The sequence below is a fragment of the Novosphingobium sediminis genome (genome assembly GCF_007991615.1).
GTDB lineage: Bacteria > Pseudomonadota > Alphaproteobacteria > Sphingomonadales > Sphingomonadaceae > Novosphingobium > Novosphingobium sediminis.
Genome location: NZ_BJYR01000013.1, coordinates 182,111 through 200,150 on the forward strand (window position 1 = coordinate 182,111; position 18,040 = coordinate 200,150).

Consider the following 18,040-nt stretch of genomic DNA (forward strand, 5'->3'; position numbering starts at 1 on the left):
TTAACGACCTTTGATAAGTCGTGGACGGTCGGACCACGGCTTGATAGTATTTCTACTTAGGGGGATTCGGCTATTTCGCTGGTCTGATAAATTATTGGCGGGGCAGTGTAATCATGGCGATTTTTGTAGGTCAGGCAGCCACGAACAACACGTTCAACGGCACAGCAGTTGCGGATACATTTCAGTTCGCAGCAGCAGATCTCGACGCACTTGATACGGTAACCGGTGGCGGCGGTAGCGATCAGTTGCAGATCACGACCGCCGGCCTGCTGGCCGCCACTGCTCTCGCCGGGGTATCGGGTGTCGGGACGGTGACGCTGACTGCCGGGACCAACAGCATTACCTTCGTCAATAGCAACATGGTCGGCGTCACGGGCGCCAAGATCATCGTTAACGGCGCGAGCGGCGCGGACACGATCGACGGCTCTGGCCTGACGGGCGCGAATGCGCTCGATATCCGTTCGGGCGCCGGGCTCGATATTCTCAAAGGCGGCGCTGGGGCGGATGTGTTCCGCTTTGCGGCGGCTGACCTCGCCGGCGACACGGTAACCGGCGGCGCGGGCAGCGATATCCTGCAGATCAACGTGGCGGGCGTGCTAGGCGCGACTGCGCTGTCCGGGGTCAGCGGTGTCGAGACGATCACGCTGGCGGCGGGCACCAACAGCGTGACGCTGGTCAACGGCAATCTCACGGGCCTTGGCGGCGGGCGCATTACCGTGCTTGGCAACACCGGTGCGGACACGATCGACGGTTCGGGCCTGACGGCTGGGAACGCGGCGATTTTCATCGCTGGCGCTGGTCTCGATACTGTGAAGGGCGGCGCGGGGACGGACGCATTCCGCTTTGCCGCGGCGGACCTTGCCGGCGACACGATCATCGGCGGAGCCAGCACCGACCAGCTCCAGCTTTCGACCGCCGGCGTGCTGGGGGCGACGGCCTTGTCGCAGATGAGCGGTGTTGAAGAAATCGTGCTGGCGGCCGGCACCAACAGCGTGACGGTGGTCAACGGCAACCTGACCGGTGTTTCGACCGGCAAGATCACGGTATTTGGCGCAAGCGGCGCGGATACGGTCGATGGCTCGGGGCTGACGGGCACCAATGCGGTGGATATCCGCTCGGGCAGTGGCACCGATGTGCTTAAGGGCGGCGCCGGTGCAGACGTGTTCCGCTTCACGGTGGGTGAGATCGACAGCACCGACACGGTGACCGGCGGTGCTGGCGCTGACACGCTGGCGGTGACCACGGCGGGCGTACTCAGCGCCACGGCTCTGGCCGGGGTCAGCGGGATCGAGACGATCTCGCTCACCACCGGCACCAACGGCGTGACGCTGGTGGATGGCAACTTCACGGGACTCGGCGGCGCGCGAATCAACGTGCTCGGCACCAGCGGCGCGGATACCATCGATGCCTCGGGTCTGACGGGCACGAACGCGGCGATCATGATTTCCGGATCGGGCCTTGATGTGCTGAAGGGCGGCGCAGGTGCAGACATTTTCCGCTTTACCGCAGCTGACCTTGCCAGCGATACGATCACCGGCGGGGCCGGCACCGACCAGGTCTTGCTCACGAGCGCCGGGGTGCTGGGCGCGACGGCACTGGCAAATATGACCCAGGTGGAGCAGATCCTGCTGGCCACAGGCACCAACAGCGTGACGGTGGTGGACGGCAACCTCTCCGGTGTTGCAGGCAGCAGGATCACGGTGTTCGGCGCGAACGGCGCCGACACGATCGACGGCTCGGGGCTGACCGGCGCCAACTCGATCGACTTCCGCTCGGCCGCGGGGCTCGATGTGCTCAAGGGCGGCGCGGGTGCGGACGTATTCCGCTTTGCCGCGGCCGATCTTGCGGGTGATACGATCTCCGGGGGAGCGGGTTCGGACACGCTGCAGATGACCTCGGCGGGCGTGCTGGCAGCGAACGCGCTGGCCAACATGACCGGTGTCGAGACGATCGCGCTGGTTGCGGGCACCAATGGTGTGACCGTGGTGAACGGGAACCTGACCGGCGTGGCGGGCAGTCGGATCATCGTGCAGGGCAGCACTGGCAATGACACGATCGACGGCTCTGGGCTGACAGGCGCGAACTCGGTCGATATCCGCTCGAACGCGGGGTCCGATGTGCTGAAGGGCGGCGCGGGTGCGGACTTCTTCCGCTTTGCCGCAGCCGATTTTGGCGGCGACACCGTGCAGGGCGGCGCCGGGAGCGACACGCTGCAATTCACCACGGCGGGCACGTTTGCGGCCAGCCTGCTGGCCAGCGTCACCGGGATCGAGACGGTGCAACTCGCCAACGGCACCAACGTTTTCAACCTGACCGATGCGCTGGTGTCCTCGGCCACGGCCACGACGGTCTCTGTCCTTGGCGGAACCGGCGATGACCTGATCAACGGCGGCGATGTGATCACGGCGACCAACCGGCTCGATATCTCCGCCGGCACAGGCAACGACACGGTGTTCGGCGGTTCGGGCGCGGATACGTTCCGGTTTGCCGCTACCGCTCTCGATGCGGGCGACACGGTGAACGGCGGCACGGGCGCGGTGACCGATACGCTGACGATCACGGGCGCGGGCACGATCGATCTGTCGGGCAACAACATCCAGCAGATCGAGGCGGTGACAACCGACAACGCCGATCATACGATCCTGCTTGACGACTTTGCAGTCACGAACACGCAGAACCAGAGCATTTCCATTACCTCCGGCACTGGCGTGGACACGCTCAATGTCTCGCGGGTCGAGAACGCCGGCAATGCGGTCAGCGTCAATCTCGGTGATGGCAGCGATACGCTGATCATGAGCGCCTATGATCCCAACATCGGTATTTACGCGGGCCCGCAGGCTGGCAACCTCAGCGGCACACTCGGCAATGGCAACGACACGCTCAAGGTAGTCAGCGGCTTCTTCACCGCTCCGGCATCGCTTTCGGGCGGCACAGGCACCGACACGATCGAGATCGACAACTACTATGGCAGTGCTGCCGTCATGAGCTCGGCGTTCACCGGGTTCGAGATTGTCAATCTCGTTGATACGATCACCGGCAGCGGCGGATACTCGATCTATTTCGTGGCAAACGATACGGCGGGCCTGACTATCAACGGCCAGTTCGCGGCGAACAGATACAACCTCCATCTCGGCGCTGGCGGGCAAACCGCGAATGGCAACGCGTTGGATGACAGCATCTTTGGCGGCAGCGGCAATGACACGATCAATGGCAACGGCGGCAACGACTTCATCGAAGCCTTTGGCGGTTCCAATACTTCGAACGGCGGGGCAGGCAACGACAGCGTGGTATGGCATGCTGGCGATGCCGTGGTCGCTGGTGGGGCTGACACCGATACGCTGATCTCGCTGAGCGGCGGCAATTTCGATCTCAGCCAGGCGGATCAGAGCCTTGGCGACAGCGTAAACACCTCGGGCTTTGAAAACATCGACTTGGGGCAAGCGTACGACCCCAACACGGGTTACAGCAGCAGCAGCACCATCGGGGCCACCGCGAAGGGCAGCAGCGGCGCCAACATCATCAACGGGTCTTTTTACGCCGACGTGCTCGACGGCAATGGTGGCGCGGACCAGATCTTCGGCAAAGACGGCGCCGATACGATTACCTATCGCGGCACCGAAGTAGAGGTAAACGGCTACTATCAGGGGACCACCTTCGACATAGTGCAGAACGACACGCTGGTTCTGGCAGCTGCGGCCACCGTCAACCTGAACAATTCGGACCAGACGTCGGGCGACACCGTTGTTGTTGGCGGCTTCCAGAACATTGATGCCTCGGCGCTTTCGGCCGGGGTGAGCCTCACAGGCGACATCTACGACAACCGCATCGTGGGCGGGTCCGGGGCGGATGCCATTGCCGGTAACGATGGCAGCGACTGGATCGATGGCGGGGCTGGTGCCGATACGGTTACCGGCGGCACCGGTAACGACACGATCACCTATCGCGGTACAGCCACCTCGATTGCTGGCGGTGCCGATACCGACACGCTGCGGGTGGTTGGTGCGGCGACGATCAACCTCAATAATGGCGACCAGACCAGCGGCGACACCGCTGTGGTCACCGGGTTCGAGAACGTGAACGGGTCTGCATCGTCCGTTTCGTTGTCCGCGATCGGGCGCAACGATGTCCGCAGTCTCCTGATTGGCGGCAGCGCGGCTGACACGCTGACTGCGGGCGTGTTCGGTGCAGATATCTTCGGCAATGGCGGAGCGGACACGCTGGTCGGTGGGGCCGGGGACGACTCGTTCTTTTTCCTGGCTGGCGACGTGGTGGCGGGCGAATCGATCAACGGCGGCGGCGGGACCGGAGACATGATCTCCGCCAGCGCTACGACCGACTTTTCGGTAGCCACGATTTCCAACGTCGAGGTGCTCAGCGCCGTCGCGACCAATGCCAACGGCGATCTGATCCAGCAGAACGTGACCGTTACGCTCACCGGTGCGCAGGCGGCTGGCCTTACAACCATCTACGCGAACGGAAGCTACTACGGCAGCACCACCGAGACCTTTATCATCAATGTAGCCTCTGGCACGACTGCCGACCTGTCGGCTCTGGCAGTCAACAACTTCGACGGTACCGACACTCTTTCCATCAACGGCGCCGGCGGGAACGAAACGATCACCGGACCCGCGTTCGCAACCGTGATTCACGGTAACGGTGGCAACGATACGATCAAGACGCCGACATCCTACGGCTACTGGGCTGAGGGCACGCAGGTGTTTGGCGATGCCGGCAATGATCGCATCGATTATGGCTACCCGTTCCAGAATGTAACGCTCGATGGCGGAGCGGACAGCGACACGCTGGTCTACAACTATGCCTCCGGCTTTTACGACGTGATCGATCTCTCCTCAGCGACGGACCAGACCAGCGGCGACTCCGTCGTGGCCAAGAACTTCGAGAACATCGACTGGACCCTCAGCAACTACAGCTTGACCGTGACCGGAAGCAGCGCGGCGAACACCATTCTCGGCAGTCAGAGTGCAGACACGATCGATGGCGGCGCGGGGCTGGATACGATCAACGGCCAGGGCGACGACGACCGGATCACCTATCGCAGCACAGCGAGCGTGATCAACGGCGGGGCGGACTCCGATACGCTGAAAGTGCTCAGCGCGGTGACGATCAACCTCAACAATGGTGATCAGACCAGCGGTGACACAGTTGCGGTCAGCAACTTCGAGAACGTCGATGCCTCGGGCTCGGCGGCTGCGGTAACTGCAAGCGGCCGCGCCGATTTGCGCAGCACCCTGATCGGTGGCAGCGCAGCGGATTCGCTCACTGCCGGTGCCTACGGCGCGTATATCTACGGCGGTGCAGGGGCAGATACTTTGCTCGGCAGCTCCGGATCTGACGATTTCTATATCAATGCTGGTGATTTTGCCGCGGGCGAAACCATCAACGGCCAGGGCAGCGGTGATTATGACGTGCTCTTTGTCCGCGCGAGCACGGACTTTACCGTTGGCACATTGACGAACCTCGAGTTTCTCAATGCTTATGCAGCCGATGTGAATGGCACCGCGCTCGAGCAGGGCATGACTGTCACGCTCACCGGCGCGCAGGCAGCCGGGATCGGCGCTATCTACGCCAACAGCGCCTATTCTGGCACCACGGCCGAGGCGTTCATCGTCAATGTGGCATCGGGCACCACGGTCGATCTTTCGGGCACTTCCTGGGGTTACTTCGATGGTCTGGATACCTTGTCCATCAATGGTGCCGCAGGGAACGAGACAATAACCGGGCCGTCGGCCATTGCTGCTGTGATCCACGGTAACGGAGGCAACGACACGCTGAAGGCGCCGTCCAGCGGCGGATACTGGGCCGACGGCATGCAAGTGTTCGGCGATGCCGGCAACGACCGCATCGACTATGGCTACCGCCTCTACAATACAACGCTCGATGGCGGGGCCGATACCGACACGCTTGTCTACAGCTACTTCGAAGGCGTCACGGATACCTTCGATCTTTCGTCGGCAACCGACCAGTCGATCGGCGATACGGCGGTGGTCAAGAACTTCGAGAACCTTGACTGGAGCGCAAGCGGATCCGGCCTCACCGCCACCGGGAGCAGCGGCAACAACCTGATCATCGGCAGCCAGACATCAGATACGTTGACCGGCGGCGCAGGTTCGGACGTGTTCGGTTGGCAAACCCGCGACGGTTCGCCTGACACGATCACCGACTTCCTCGCCTCGGCTGACGACCTGCGCTTTGCCGCCAGCGCGTTCGACTTCAACGGCGCCGCATTCGACCAGCGCCTCGCGACCGCGTCTACCGCCACCGACATCACCGGCAAGGACCTGATCATCTACACCGGCGCCAATTTCGACAGCGTCGGCGATGTCCAGAACTACCTGTCCGCGGCAGCGGGCGGCAGTGTTGGCGAGGGCGTGTTCATCGTGGGCAAGGACAGTGCCAACCACACCGTGCTCTATCACGCGCTCGATGCCAGCTACACAGTCGATACGAACATAGTCGAGATCGCCGACCTCGGTATCCTGACCGCGCCGACCTCGATCCAGCTGGCGGACTTCCTGTTCGTATAAGGCGGACTCGGCCCAAGCAGTCGCAGCGCCTGCCGGGAAGGCAGGCACTGCGACTGCTTCAACAGGCTGTATTGGCGGCGTAGAGGCCCTTCAGGCACGTCTGCGTGCCCGAGGCCAGCATCCCAGCTGCGTGCTGTTAACTGGCTTTGCCCGGGCTGTGCTTGGCGTCTTGTGTCATAGGCGCTGGCCGAATGGGCATGCGCTTCCGGTCGCAGCGGGATGACGATGCCGAGGTACGGTCGAAGCTGCGCGAGTTGGCGCAGCAGCGCCGCCGGTTCGGCGAATTGCGTTAGGCTTTATTGCAAACTGCCGCCCCGTCTAAACTCCCCCGCTTCGGGCGGGGCCTTAATCAGGCAACTCATCCTATCGGTGTGCTGAACTCGCCATGGGAAGCGCGCACTTGCTGCGATGCTCAAGAACAGAAAAGTCAGTACAGCGCGGTCCGCAGCTACGGATCAAGGATGATACGTCTGCTGCTGCGGCGCCAAAAGTCGCGTAAATCCTGCCCTCAGGACACCAACAGAGCCGTGTGAGACGCAGGCCGCAAACGGGGCTGATCTCGCCGTCTGCAACGCCGTCTCTGTCCTGAGTATTGAGCGTGTTGCCCGTAAAACGGCGCGGAAATGCGGGGTGTTTCGGCGTCCAAGCGCGCACGTCTGTGAATAGACGTGCGCGCGTGACGAAATGGTGCTGCTGGGGAGGATTGAACTCCCGACCTCAGCCTTACCAAGGATGCGCTCTACCACTGAGCTACAGCAGCACACCATTTCCGCATGCCCGTCTGCGCGGCTAAGCCGGAGTGGGGCAGGCGCGCGCTTTGGCGGCGGGGCATGCGTTTGTCAAGGACGGGCTTGCAGGCTTCGCCTCGGCGCGGCAGAGAACCCCGCGATGGCCGACAAGACCCCACCCGCAGACGACAAGACAGCGCCGACCCGTGAGGAGCGACTTGCGCTGCGGCTGCGCGAGAACTTGCGGCGGCGCAAGGCGCAGGCGCGGGCCATGGGCGCGGCGCCGGGGGACGAATCTTCCGAAACCTAGAGCGCTTTCCGACCATTGTGACCGACGAGCGACGCTGCAATCGGCCTAAATCGGCTCCGTCACGGTGATCAGCAATGGTCGGAAAGCGCTCTAGCGCGCGGCGTGGTGCAGCAGGGCTTTCCAAACAGCGAGGGGGGCGCTAGGTCCGCGCGCTTACCGAAACGCAGACAAGCAGGACCTTCGATGCCCCGTCTGATCCTTATCCGCCATGGTCAGTCCCAATGGAACCTTGAAAACCGCTTCACCGGCTGGTGGGATGTCGACGTGACCGAAAAGGGCGCAGCGGAAGCGTTCGCCGCTGGCGAACTGCTCAAGGCCAAGGGCATCCTGCCGACGACGGCGTTCACATCGCTGCAGAAGCGCGCGATCAAAACGCTGCATCTGGCGCTGGAAGCCGCGGGCCGCATCTGGATTCCGGAAGACAAGGACTGGCGCCTCAACGAGCGGCACTATGGCGGGCTGACCGGGCTCGACAAGGCTGAGACGGCGGCGAAGCACGGTGACGAGCAGGTCAAGGTGTGGCGCCGCAGCTTCGATATTCCGCCGCCGCCGCTGGAAGCCGGGAGCGAGTTCGATCTGGCGAGCGACCCGCGCTATGCCGGGATCGCGGTGCCGAATACCGAGAGCCTCAAGGACACCATCGCGCGCGTGCTGCCGTGCTGGGATGAGAAAATCGCCCCTGCGCTGCGGGCAGGCCACACCGTGCTGGTTTCGGCGCATGGCAATTCGCTGCGCGCGCTGGTGAAGCACCTTTCGGGCATTTCGGACGGCGATATCACCGGGCTCGAGATTCCGACCGGACAGCCGATCGTCTATGAACTGGACGATAACCTGGCCGAGATCGAGCGGTACTACCTTTCGGAGCGCTGAGCCGCTTCGGACGAGAGGGGATGCAAGGGGATGAGTGAAGGCGCGGCAAAAGTCGCCATCGTCATGGGGAGCCAGTCCGACTGGGAAACCATGCAGAACGGTGCGACCGTGCTCGAAAAGCTGGGCGTGGCGCATGAATGCCGGATCGTCTCCGCGCACCGCACGCCGGACCGGCTCGTCGCCTTCGCCAAGGGCGCTGCCGCTGAGGGCATTCAGGTCATCATCGCTGGCGCGGGCGGTGCGGCGCATCTCCCCGGCATGATCGCTTCGATGACGCATCTGCCGGTGCTGGGTGTGCCCGTGCAGTCCAAGGCACTCAAGGGCATGGATAGCCTGCTGTCCATTGTGCAGATGCCGGGCGGCATTCCCGTCGGTACGCTGGCCATCGGTGCGGCAGGCGCGACCAATGCGGCGCTGCTGGCGGCTTCGATCCTCGCGCTTGCCGATCCCGCGCTGAGCGAGCGGCTGGTGGCGTGGCGCACGGCGCAGACCGATTCGGTCGCGGAACGGCCGGTCTAGGCGCATGATCGCTCCGGGCGAGACCATCGGCATTCTCGGCGGCGGCCAGCTTGGCCGGATGATCGCGCTGGCTGCAGCGAACCTCGGCTATCGCTGCCATGTCTATGCGCCCGAGACGGATTCGATCGCTGCGGATGTCTGCGCCGGGTTCACATGCGCCGGCTGGTATGATGCCGAAGCGCTGGCCGCCTTCGCGAAGTCCTGCGCCGTGGTGACGTACGAGTTCGAGAACGTGCCGGTAGCGCCGCTCGCCGCGCTGGGTTCGGTTTCGCTCCATCCGGGCACGCGCTCGCTTGAAGTGGCGCAGGACCGTGCGGCGGAGAAGAGCTTTGTCGAATGGTTGGGCGGTCGGCCTGCGCCGTGGGCCACGGTCGATAACGCCGAAGATCTGGCGGCAGCCATCGCGAAGATCGGCACGCCGGGGATCCTCAAGACCCGGCGCGACGGGTATGACGGCAAGGGCCAATGGCGGATCATGACGCCAGAGGACGCTGCCGGGCTGGACCTGCCGCAGGTCCCGCTGGTCTATGAAGGCTTCGTCGATTTCGAGGCCGAATTCTCGGTGATCCTCGTGCGCGGCGCGGACGGCGACGTGCGCTTCTGGGATTCGGCGCAAAACGCGCACAAGGCGGGTATCCTCAGCCAGTCGGTGGTGCCGGCAGGCGATGCCGTGCGCGCGCAAGTCGAAGCAGCGCGGGCGCTTGCGAAGCAGGTGGCCGATGCGCTTGGCCATGTCGGCGTGTTGACGCTGGAGTTCTTCGCCACTGCCGCCGGGCCGGTGTTCAACGAAATGGCGCCGCGCGTCCACAATTCGGGGCACTGGACCATCGAGGGCGCGCTCACTTCGCAGTTCGAGAACCACGTGCGCGCCATCTGCGGGCTGCCACTGGGTTCGACCGAGCTCTGCGCGGCGGGTGTGGTGATGGACAACCTGATCGGCGATGAAGCACACGACTGGCCGGCGATCCTTTCCGATCCTGCCAACCACCTCCATCTCTATGGCAAGGCGGCGGTGCGGCCCGGGCGCAAGATGGGCCATGTGACGAGGCTGGTGCTCTGAATGGCGCGTAAGGTCTTTCTGATCGTGGCGCGCGCCTCGGACGGCACGATCGGCAACAAGGGTGCCCTTCCGTGGCGCTTGCCCGCAGACCTCAAGCGCTTCAAGGCGCTGACCATGGGCAAGCCGATGATCATGGGGCGCAAGACGTTCGCCTCGCTGCCGGGGCTGCTGCCGGGGCGGCGGCATATCGTGCTGACGCGTGATGCGGGCTGGTCCGCGCCGGGGGCCGAGGTTGTGCATGATGTGGCTGGCGCGCTTGCGCTGGCGGGTGATGGCGATGTCGCGGTGATCGGCGGGGCCGATGTACTGGCGCAGTTCGAGCCCCATGCGCAGCGCTATGAGCTGACCGAAGTGCATGGGGATTATGCCGGGGATACCGTGCTGCCCTACCCGGCATCGCTGTGGCGCGAGACGGCGCGGGAAAGCTTTCCGGCCGATGGCGCATATCCGGCCCACGATTTCGTAACGTTCGAGCGAGGGGCGGCCTGATGCGCCTCCACGCGAGCGAGCCAATGCCTGAGGCGCTGCGTGGCGGCGTGATCGCGCTGGGCAATTTCGACGGGTTCCATCTGGGCCATCAGGCCGTGGCGGGCGAGGCAGTACGCTGGGCGCGCGAAATGGGGCGGCCGGCGATCATTGCGACCTTCGATCCGCACCCGGTGCGCCACTTCAAGCCCGATGCGCCGCCGTTTCGGCTGACCACGCTCGATCAACGCGAGGTGCTGTTCAAGGAAGCGGGCGCCGACGCGATGCTGGTGTTTGCCTTCGACGGCACGCTCGCCAGCACGACGGCGGATTCGTTCGTGCGCGATCTGCTCGCAGACCGGCTCGGCGCGGCAGCGGTGGTGACGGGTGAGGACTTTACGTTCGGCCGTGCGCGCGGCGGTAATATCGGCGTGCTGCGCGATGTCGGTGCGGAAGTGGGCCTGCAGACACGCGCTGTGGGGCCGGTGCTGCTCGATGGCGAAGTCGTTTCCTCCAGCCGCATCCGCGACGCTCTGATTGCAGGCGATCCGCAGGAGGCGGCGCGGCTGCTGACGCGACCTTTTGCGATTCGCGGCCCGGTGCAGCACGGCGACAAGGTGGGGCGGACGATCAATTTCCCGACCGCGAACCTCGATATCGGAAGCTATCTGCGCCCGCGCTACGGCATCTATGCCGTGACGGGGCATCTGCCTGATGGCCGGGTGCTGAAAGGTGCCGCCAATATCGGCATCCGCCCGACGTTTGATCCGCCCAAGGAATTGCTTGAGCCGCATTTCTTCGACTTTAGCGGCGATCTCTATGGGCAGGAGATCGAGGTGGCGTTCCACCATTTCCTGCGCGGCGAGGCGAAGTTTGACAGCCTCGATGCGCTGGTGGCGCAGATGGCGCGCGATTGCGACGAGGCGAAGCGCCTCCTTGCTCACATCGGCGGGTAGGCGATCATCACGCTGAGCACATAGCCGCCCCAGATTGCGGTCGGCACGAGCAGCCAGGGGGCGCGGGGTCCGCTCCGGCGCAAGGTGAACATCACGAGGACCGCCGCGATCAGTGTGACGACGGTGCCCCAGAACGCTGCGCCATTGCGCTGCAACCCGCTGGTATAGAACGGATAGGCGATACACAGCGCGCCGAGCATATAGGGCGTCCATGACCGCCAGCCGATATCCCCGCTGCCGCGCACATAGGACCAGCGCGCCGCGCCCATCAGGCCGAGCAGGACCGTCCAGATCAGGCCGACCACGGCGCCGGGCGGGATCATCGGCATCTGCCCGCCGCTCGGCCTTGCCAAGCCTGACGCGAAGAGGAAGCCGTTTACCGCGATGGTGATGGTGATCAGCAGTCCGACATTGGCGCCGAGCGCCCATGGTCCTTGGGCGCGGACGAGAGGGCTGCGGTGGGGATGGGTGGCCATGGGCGGAACTTATCGCAAGGTGCGGGCGCTGGCCACGCCAAGAAAGCTATCGCCGTTTGCAGGAATCCGGGCGCTTCGCTAAGGCGCGGCGGTTATGACTGAACAGCGCGACTATCGCCCGACCGTCTTCCTGCCGAAGACCGATTTCCCGATGAAGGCCGGCTTGCCGCAAAAGGAGCCGGGCATTCTGTCGCGCTGGCAGGACGAAGGGCTGTATCAGCAGCTGCGCAAGAGCCGCGCGGGCGCAGAGAAGTTCATTCTCCATGATGGCCCGCCCTATGCCAATGGCGACATGCATATCGGCCATGCGCTGAACCATATCCTCAAGGACATGGTGTGCCGCACGCAGAGCCTGCTCGGCAAGGACGCGCCCTATGTGCCCGGCTGGGACTGCCACGGCCTGCCCATCGAGTGGAAGGTCGAGGAAGAGTACCGCAAGAAGAAGAAGAACAAGGACGAGGTTCCGCCGAAGGAATTCCGCGCCGAATGCCGCGCCTATGCCCAGAAGTGGGTGGATACGCAGCGCGAGCAGCTGAAGCGGCTGGGCATCCAGGGCGATTGGGACCATCCCTACCTGACGATGGACCCGCAGGCGGAAGGCACCATCGTTGCTGAACTGCTGAAGTTTGCCGAAAGCGGCCAGCTCTATCGCGGCGCGAAGCCGGTGATGTGGTCGCCGGTGGAAAAGACCGCGCTGGCGGAGGCCGAGGTCGAGTACGAGGATATCGTCTCGACCCAGATCGATGTGGCGTTCGAGATTGTGGAGTCCAACGCTCCCGCGATTCAGAAATTGCTCGCCAAAGGGCACCTTCGCACCTTTGCCGTTATCTGGACGACCACTCCCTGGACTATCCCGGTCAATCAGGCACTCGCATTCGGCCCCGAGGTTGACTACGTCCTCATTCCGGATGGCGGCACGGTGGACACCTATCTTGTCGCGGAACCGCTGGCGGACGCCTTCCTGCAGCGCTGTGGCGATAAAAATCCTGGCATTTACTCACTGCATGAGAGTGAATGGGAGCGTGTGAAAGGCTCCGAACTCGCCGGAACCATCTGCCGCCATCCGATGCACGCGCTGGGCGGGTTCTTCGCCAAGCCGCGCCCGATGCTGCCCGGCGATTTCGTCACGACCGACAGCGGCACAGGCCTTGTCCATATGTCGCCGGATCATGGCGAGGACGACTTTGCGCTGTGTAAGGCGCACGGGATCGAGCCGGTGTTCGCGGTGCTGGGCGATGGCAAGTACCGCGAGGACTGGGGCTGGCTCGGCGGGCAGGGCTCGGTCATCAATCCCAAGTTCAACGCGCCGGACGGGCCGATCTGTGAGGCGCTGCGCGAGGCAGGCGGGCTGCTGGCGGCGAGCGCGGACTACAAGCATTCCTACCCGCATTCGTGGCGTTCGAAGGCCAAGGTGATCTATCGCTGCACGCCGCAGTGGTTTGTGCCGATGGACCGTCCGGTCGACATGCCGCACGCCGAAACCCGCGCCGAGAAGCGCTGGGACAACGAAGGCGGCGCGCTGGAGCATCCGAACGCAACGCTGCGCCAGATCGCCACGCAGGCCATCGCCGATACGCGCTTCGTGCCGGAAAAGGGCCGCAACCGCATCGGTGCGATGGTCGAGGGGCGGCCGGACTGGGTGCTCTCGCGCCAGCGCGCGTGGGGCGTGCCGATCACGCTGTTTGTCGATCGCAAGACCGGCCAGTACCTCAACGATCCCGCCGTGAACGCGCGGATCGTGGCGGCGGTGCGCGCCGAAGGCGTCGATGCGTGGGATGCCGAGCGGGCTCAGGAGTACCTCGGGCCAGACTACCGCGCCGAGGACTTCGAGCAAGTTACCGACATTCTCGATGTGTGGTTCGATAGTGGGTCGACCCATGCCTTCGTGCTCGAAAGCGGGCGCTGGCCCGATCTGCAGTGGCCGGCGGATCTCTATCTCGAAGGCTCGGACCAGCATCGCGGTTGGTTCCAGTCCTCGCTGCTGGAAAGCTGCGCCACGCGCGGGCGGGCGCCCTACAACGCGGTGCTGACTCACGGCTTCACGATGGACGCCAAGGGCATGAAGATGTCCAAGTCGCTCGGCAACACGATCTCGCCGATCGACCTGATGAAGGAATATGGCGCGGATATCCTGCGGCTGTGGGCGCTCTCGGTCGATTTCACCGAGGACCATCGCATTGGGAAGGAAATCCTGCAGGGCGTTGCGGACCAGTATCGCAAGCTGCGCAATACCTTCCGCTATCTGCTGGGCGCGCTGGACGGATTCGACCATGCAGCGGAAGGCGTCGAGGCGGCTGAGATGCCGGAGCTGGAGCGCTACATGCTCCACCGCCTTTCCGAACTCGATAGCGCGCTGCGTCAGGCCATCGCGGACTTCGATTTCAACACCTACACGCGCGTGCTGATCGATTTCTGCAACGAGGACCTCTCGGCGTTCTTCTTCGATATCCGCAAGGACTGCCTCTATTGCGATGCGCCGACGGACCCGAAGCGCCGCGCCTATCGCACGGTGCTGGACGTGCTGTTCCACGCGCTGGTGCGTTATGCCGCGCCGGTGCTCGTGTTCACGGCGGAAGAAGTGTGGACAACGCGGTTCCCGGATCGCGGCAGCGTGCACCTTGGTGCACTTCGCGATCTGCCATCGGAATGGCGCGATCCCGCACTTGCCGAGCGCTTTGAGGGGCTCCGCGCGCTGCGCACCACGGTAACTGAGGCCATCGAACCGCTCCGCCGCGACAAGGTCGTCGGATCCAGCCTGCAGGCCGAAGTCGTGGTTCCGGCTGACGCACCCGAGGCTGACCTTGCCGAACTGTTCATCACCGCGAAAGTGACGCGCGGGCAGGGCGAGAGCGTGGAAATTGTCCCGACCTCCCACCACAAATGCGGCCGCTGCTGGCGGCACCTGCCTGAAGTGACAGAGGACGGCGCGCTGTGCGGCCGCTGTGACGAGGTTGTGGCGGGGATCGACGCGTGAGGAACCGCCTCGCCGGATTTGGCCTGGCGCTTGGCGTGTTCGGGCTGGACCGCGGCATCAAGGCGCTGGTCGCGGGGCCGCTCGATCTGCAGACGATCGGCGTGATCAAGCTGCTGCCGTTTTTCGATCTGCGCTGGACCGAGAACTACGGCGTTTCCTACGGCATGTTCACCGCGGATTCGAGCGAGACCAAGTTCGCGCTGCTGGGAATGACCGGCCTCATCGCGCTCGGCGTTGCGGTGTGGATGCTGCGCGAAAAGGTGCTGGGCGAGATTCTGGCGCTGGCGCTCGTGCTGGGCGGTGCGCTGGGCAATATCTACGACCGGTTCACGCGCGGCTTCGTGATCGACTATGCCGATCTGCATATCGGCGGATGGCGTCCGTTCCTGATCTTCAACCTTGCCGATGCGGCGATCACCGTGGGTGTGCTGATACTGCTTGCCCGGTCGCTGCTTTCGCGCGAAAAGCCCGCCAAAGCGGCGGATGCTGACACCGATGCCGCCCCAGATACCGGCCCAGATACCGCCACGGAGACTGTTTGATGCGTAAGTCCCTCGCCATCCTGATGCTTGCCGGCGGCGCGACGCTGCTCGGCGCTTGCTCGCAGGGGGGCTCGCTGTTCAACCGTATCCGGCCCGACGAATTCGCCGTCAGCCGTCAGGCGCCGCTGGTGGTGCCGCCCGATTTCTCGCTGATGCCGCCCAATCCCGGTGCGCCGCGTCCGCAGGATCTCGATAGCTCGAAGCAGGCGCTCGATGCCCTGTTCGGCGGCCCGGCTCCGCGCAGTGCGGTCGAAACTGACACGCTGGGCAAGGCAGGCGCGTCGGCGGTCGGCATTCGCAGCGTGGTCGGCGATCCCAAGACCAAGACCGTGGCCAAGGGCGGCACGCTGCGCGATATTCTTGCAGCACCTGAAGGCGACGGCCGCGAGGCGCGCGCCAACACTGCGGGTTGATCAGCCGTCCAGCATAGCTGCAGGCGCAGCAGGCTTGATCCTGCTCGCCAGCAGCTTGTCGATCTTGCGGCCGTCCATGTCGACCACTTCGAAGCGCCAGCCCTGATCGTGGAAGTGCTCGCCTTCGCTCGGCAGGCGCTTCAGCACCGATAGCGCGAAGCCTGCGGCGGTGGCGAAGTCGCGGTCCTCCGGCAGCTCGATCGAGAGCCGGTCGGCCAGCGCATCCGCTGGAAGCGCGCCCGAGAGCAGCAGCGAGCCATCCTCGCGCTCGACGATCATCGGCGCATCGCCCTCATCGCCATGTGCGACGAAATTGCCGACGATGGCATCGAGCAGGTCTGCCGGCGTGACGATGCCCTCGAGGTGGCCGTATTCGTCGTGGACCAGCGCAATGGCCACTTCGGCCTGCTGGATCACGCGCAGCGCGTCCATCGTATCGAGTTGGTCGGGCACGATGGCGGGCTTCTTCATCAGCCGCGCGAGCATGACCTTGCGGCCACGCAAGAGGACCGAGAGGACATCGCGCACCTTGACCACGCCGACCACATTGTCGACCGACCCATCGGCGACGAGCAGCAGCGAATGCGGGCTGTCGGCGATGGCGGCGCGCAGTTCGGTTTCGGGGGCGCGGCGCTCGATCCAGTGGAGCTCGGTGCGGGGGGTCATCACTTCGCGCACGGGGCGGTCGGCGAGGCGCATGATGCCGGTCATCAGCGCGCGCTCGTCTTCCTCGATCACGCCGGAGCGGGTGGCCTCGGCGAAGATCATGTGGAGTTCTTCCGCCGTGACGTCCTGATCGGCAGTCCGGTGCATGCCCAGCAGGCGCAGGATGAGCGCCGAGGAGCTGTTCAGCGCCCAGACCATCGGTGCGGTTGCCTTGGCCATCAGCTGCATCGGACGAGCGGCAAGGATCGCGATGGGCTCTGCGGCGCGCAGGGCAACCTGTTTGGGTACCAGTTCGCCGACAACGAGGCTGAGGTAGGTCGTGATGGCGATCACCAGCACGAAGCCGGCGGTTTCGGCCCATTCGGCCGGCATGCCCAGCGCGGCGAGGCGCTCTCCGGTCGGGCCGCCGAGGCTGGCGCCTGAGTAGGCACCGGCGATAATTCCGATCAAGGTGATCCCGATCTGCGCGGTAGAGAGCAGTTTGCCGGGATCGCCGGCGAGTTCGAGTGCCAATTTTGCGCCGGAGCTGCCGCCCTCGGCCGCAACCTTGAGGCGGGCGGGGCGTGCCGAGACAATCGCCAGTTCTGTCATGGAAAACAGGGCGTTGAGGACGACAAGCCCAAGGATGATGAGGGCGTCGGGCCAAGGATACGGGGTCACGCAAAGGTCGCTAGCAGATTTGGCCGCGCGCGCGAAGGCCTGCTATTCGGGTGACGTTCAGGATGTTAGGACGAAAATGCAGGCTGTAACCGTTTCTGGCGGTGTAAGTACAATTCAAGGAACCCTCAGACGAGGGCCGTTCACAGGGGAAGTACCATGAAGATCCGGCGCGTTCTTGTTTCCAGCCTCTGCGCTGTTTCGCTTGTCAGCCTCTCGGCCTGCGTCACCGATCCCAACACCGGCCAGCAGAAGGTCTCGCGCACCGCCATCGGCGCAGGCGGCGGCGCGCTCGCGGGTCTGCTGCTGGGCGGCCTGATCGGCGGCGGCACGGGCCGCATCATCGGCGCGGGCATCGGCGGCGTGGCCGGTGCGGCCGTGGGCTACACTTACGACAAGCAGATCAAGCAGCTGCGCGAGCAGACTGCCGGCACCGGCGTGGAAGTGAGCCCGGTCGACGGCGGCAAGGCTATTCTCGTCAACCTGCCCAACGGCGTGACCTTCGATACCGACAGCACGGTGATCAAGCCCGCCTTCCGCGACACGCTCGACAAGGTGGCACAGAGCCTCGTGCAGTATCCGGATTCGCTGATCGACGTGACCGGCCACACCGATTCGACCGGTTCGGACGCCTATAACCAGCGCCTTTCGGAAAACCGCGCCAGTGCGGTGGCGGATTACCTCACCTCGCGCGGGGTGGCGGCCGGGCGCGTCCGCAGCCAGGGCCTTGGCGAAAGCCAGCCGATTGCCTCCAACGCCACCGAGGAAGGCCGCTCGGCCAACCGCCGCGTCGAGATCAAGATCGTGCCGGTGACGCAGGAAGACGTCGCAAGGGCGCGTCAGGGGCAGTAATTCCCTT

13 protein-coding genes, 1 tRNA gene and 1 pseudogene are annotated in these 18,040 nt (G+C 64.5%); 12 read left to right on the plus strand and 3 right to left on the minus strand.

Going from position 1 to position 18,040, the window contains the following annotated elements; translation table 11 throughout:
- The first annotated feature begins 113 nt into the window (after positions 1–113).
- Complete coding sequence (locus NSE01_RS10635) at positions 114–6,545, plus strand: calcium-binding protein (RefSeq protein WP_147159558.1); 6,432 nt, start codon at positions 114–116, stop codon at positions 6,543–6,545.
- A 173-nt stretch (positions 6,546–6,718) separates the two neighbouring features.
- Positions 6,719–6,835, plus strand: a pseudogene (locus tag NSE01_RS21950) (IS3 family transposase); the annotation flags it as partial.
- Positions 6,836–7,230: 395 nt separating this feature from the next.
- Here the strand turns inward: NSE01_RS21950 and NSE01_RS10640 are convergent.
- Positions 7,231–7,305 (minus strand) — tRNA-Thr (locus NSE01_RS10640).
- Positions 7,306–7,433: 128 nt separating this feature from the next.
- On the opposite strand from NSE01_RS10640, the gene NSE01_RS21295 reads away from it, so the two are divergent.
- The 6 genes from NSE01_RS21295 (at position 7,434) to NSE01_RS10665 (ending at position 11,453) form a co-directional block, all read left to right on the plus strand.
- Positions 7,434–7,583 carry a hypothetical protein gene (locus tag NSE01_RS21295; RefSeq protein WP_170233814.1) on the plus strand — a complete coding sequence of 50 codons (150 nt, stop codon included), beginning with the start codon at positions 7,434–7,436 and terminating at the stop codon, positions 7,581–7,583.
- A gap of 183 nt (positions 7,584–7,766) precedes the next feature.
- The gene (gene gpmA / locus NSE01_RS10645) at positions 7,767–8,453 is read left to right on the plus strand and encodes a 2,3-diphosphoglycerate-dependent phosphoglycerate mutase (RefSeq protein ID WP_147159559.1); all 687 of its coding nucleotides are present in this window, start codon (positions 7,767–7,769) and stop codon (positions 8,451–8,453) included.
- A 30-nt stretch (positions 8,454–8,483) separates the two neighbouring features.
- Positions 8,484–8,972 carry a 5-(carboxyamino)imidazole ribonucleotide mutase gene (purE, locus tag NSE01_RS10650; protein ID WP_147159560.1) on the plus strand — a complete coding sequence of 163 codons (489 nt, stop codon included), beginning with the start codon at positions 8,484–8,486 and terminating at the stop codon, positions 8,970–8,972.
- Between the two features lie 4 nt (positions 8,973–8,976).
- The gene (locus tag NSE01_RS10655; RefSeq protein WP_147159561.1) at positions 8,977–10,032 is read left to right on the plus strand and encodes a 5-(carboxyamino)imidazole ribonucleotide synthase; all 1,056 of its coding nucleotides are present in this window, start codon (positions 8,977–8,979) and stop codon (positions 10,030–10,032) included.
- A complete protein-coding gene (locus NSE01_RS10660; protein WP_147159562.1) occupies positions 10,033–10,521 on the plus strand; it encodes a dihydrofolate reductase in 489 nt (162 codons plus the stop codon). It abuts the gene before it with no gap.
- A complete protein-coding gene (locus NSE01_RS10665; RefSeq protein WP_147159563.1) occupies positions 10,521–11,453 on the plus strand; it encodes a bifunctional riboflavin kinase/FAD synthetase in 933 nt (310 codons plus the stop codon). Before NSE01_RS10660 ends, NSE01_RS10665 begins: the two co-directional genes overlap by 1 nt.
- Here NSE01_RS10665 and NSE01_RS10670 read toward each other — a convergent pair.
- Positions 11,438–11,929, minus strand: a complete 492-nt coding sequence (locus NSE01_RS10670; RefSeq protein WP_147159564.1) for a tryptophan-rich sensory protein — start codon at positions 11,927–11,929, stop codon at positions 11,438–11,440. The genes NSE01_RS10665 and NSE01_RS10670 overlap by 16 nt on opposite strands.
- Before the next feature lie 94 nt (positions 11,930–12,023).
- Here NSE01_RS10670 and ileS point away from each other — a divergent pair, with 94 nt between their 5' ends.
- From ileS to NSE01_RS10685, 3 genes are read left to right on the plus strand one after another with little or no spacing between them, the layout of a single operon-like run.
- A complete protein-coding gene (gene ileS / locus NSE01_RS10675; RefSeq protein ID WP_147159565.1) occupies positions 12,024–14,903 on the plus strand; it encodes an isoleucine--tRNA ligase in 2,880 nt (959 codons plus the stop codon).
- Positions 14,900–15,445, plus strand: coding sequence for a signal peptidase II (lspA, locus tag NSE01_RS10680; protein WP_147159566.1), 546 nt, complete (start codon positions 14,900–14,902; stop codon positions 15,443–15,445). The genes ileS and lspA overlap by 4 nt, the downstream gene beginning before the upstream one ends.
- A complete protein-coding gene (locus NSE01_RS10685) occupies positions 15,445–15,858 on the plus strand; it encodes a DUF3035 domain-containing protein (protein WP_147159567.1) in 414 nt (137 codons plus the stop codon). The genes lspA and NSE01_RS10685 overlap by 1 nt, the downstream gene beginning before the upstream one ends.
- Here NSE01_RS10685 and NSE01_RS10690 read toward each other — a convergent pair whose 3' ends face one another.
- A complete protein-coding gene (locus tag NSE01_RS10690) occupies positions 15,859–17,184 on the minus strand; it encodes a hemolysin family protein (protein WP_147159568.1) in 1,326 nt (441 codons plus the stop codon).
- A 156-nt stretch (positions 17,185–17,340) separates the two neighbouring features.
- Between NSE01_RS10690 and NSE01_RS10695 the strand changes: the two genes are divergently transcribed.
- On the plus strand, positions 17,341–18,033 hold the full coding sequence (locus tag NSE01_RS10695) for a YiaD family glycine zipper/OmpA-like lipoprotein (RefSeq protein WP_147159569.1): 693 nt from the start codon (positions 17,341–17,343) through the stop codon (positions 18,031–18,033).
- Positions 18,034–18,040 lie beyond the last annotated feature (7 nt).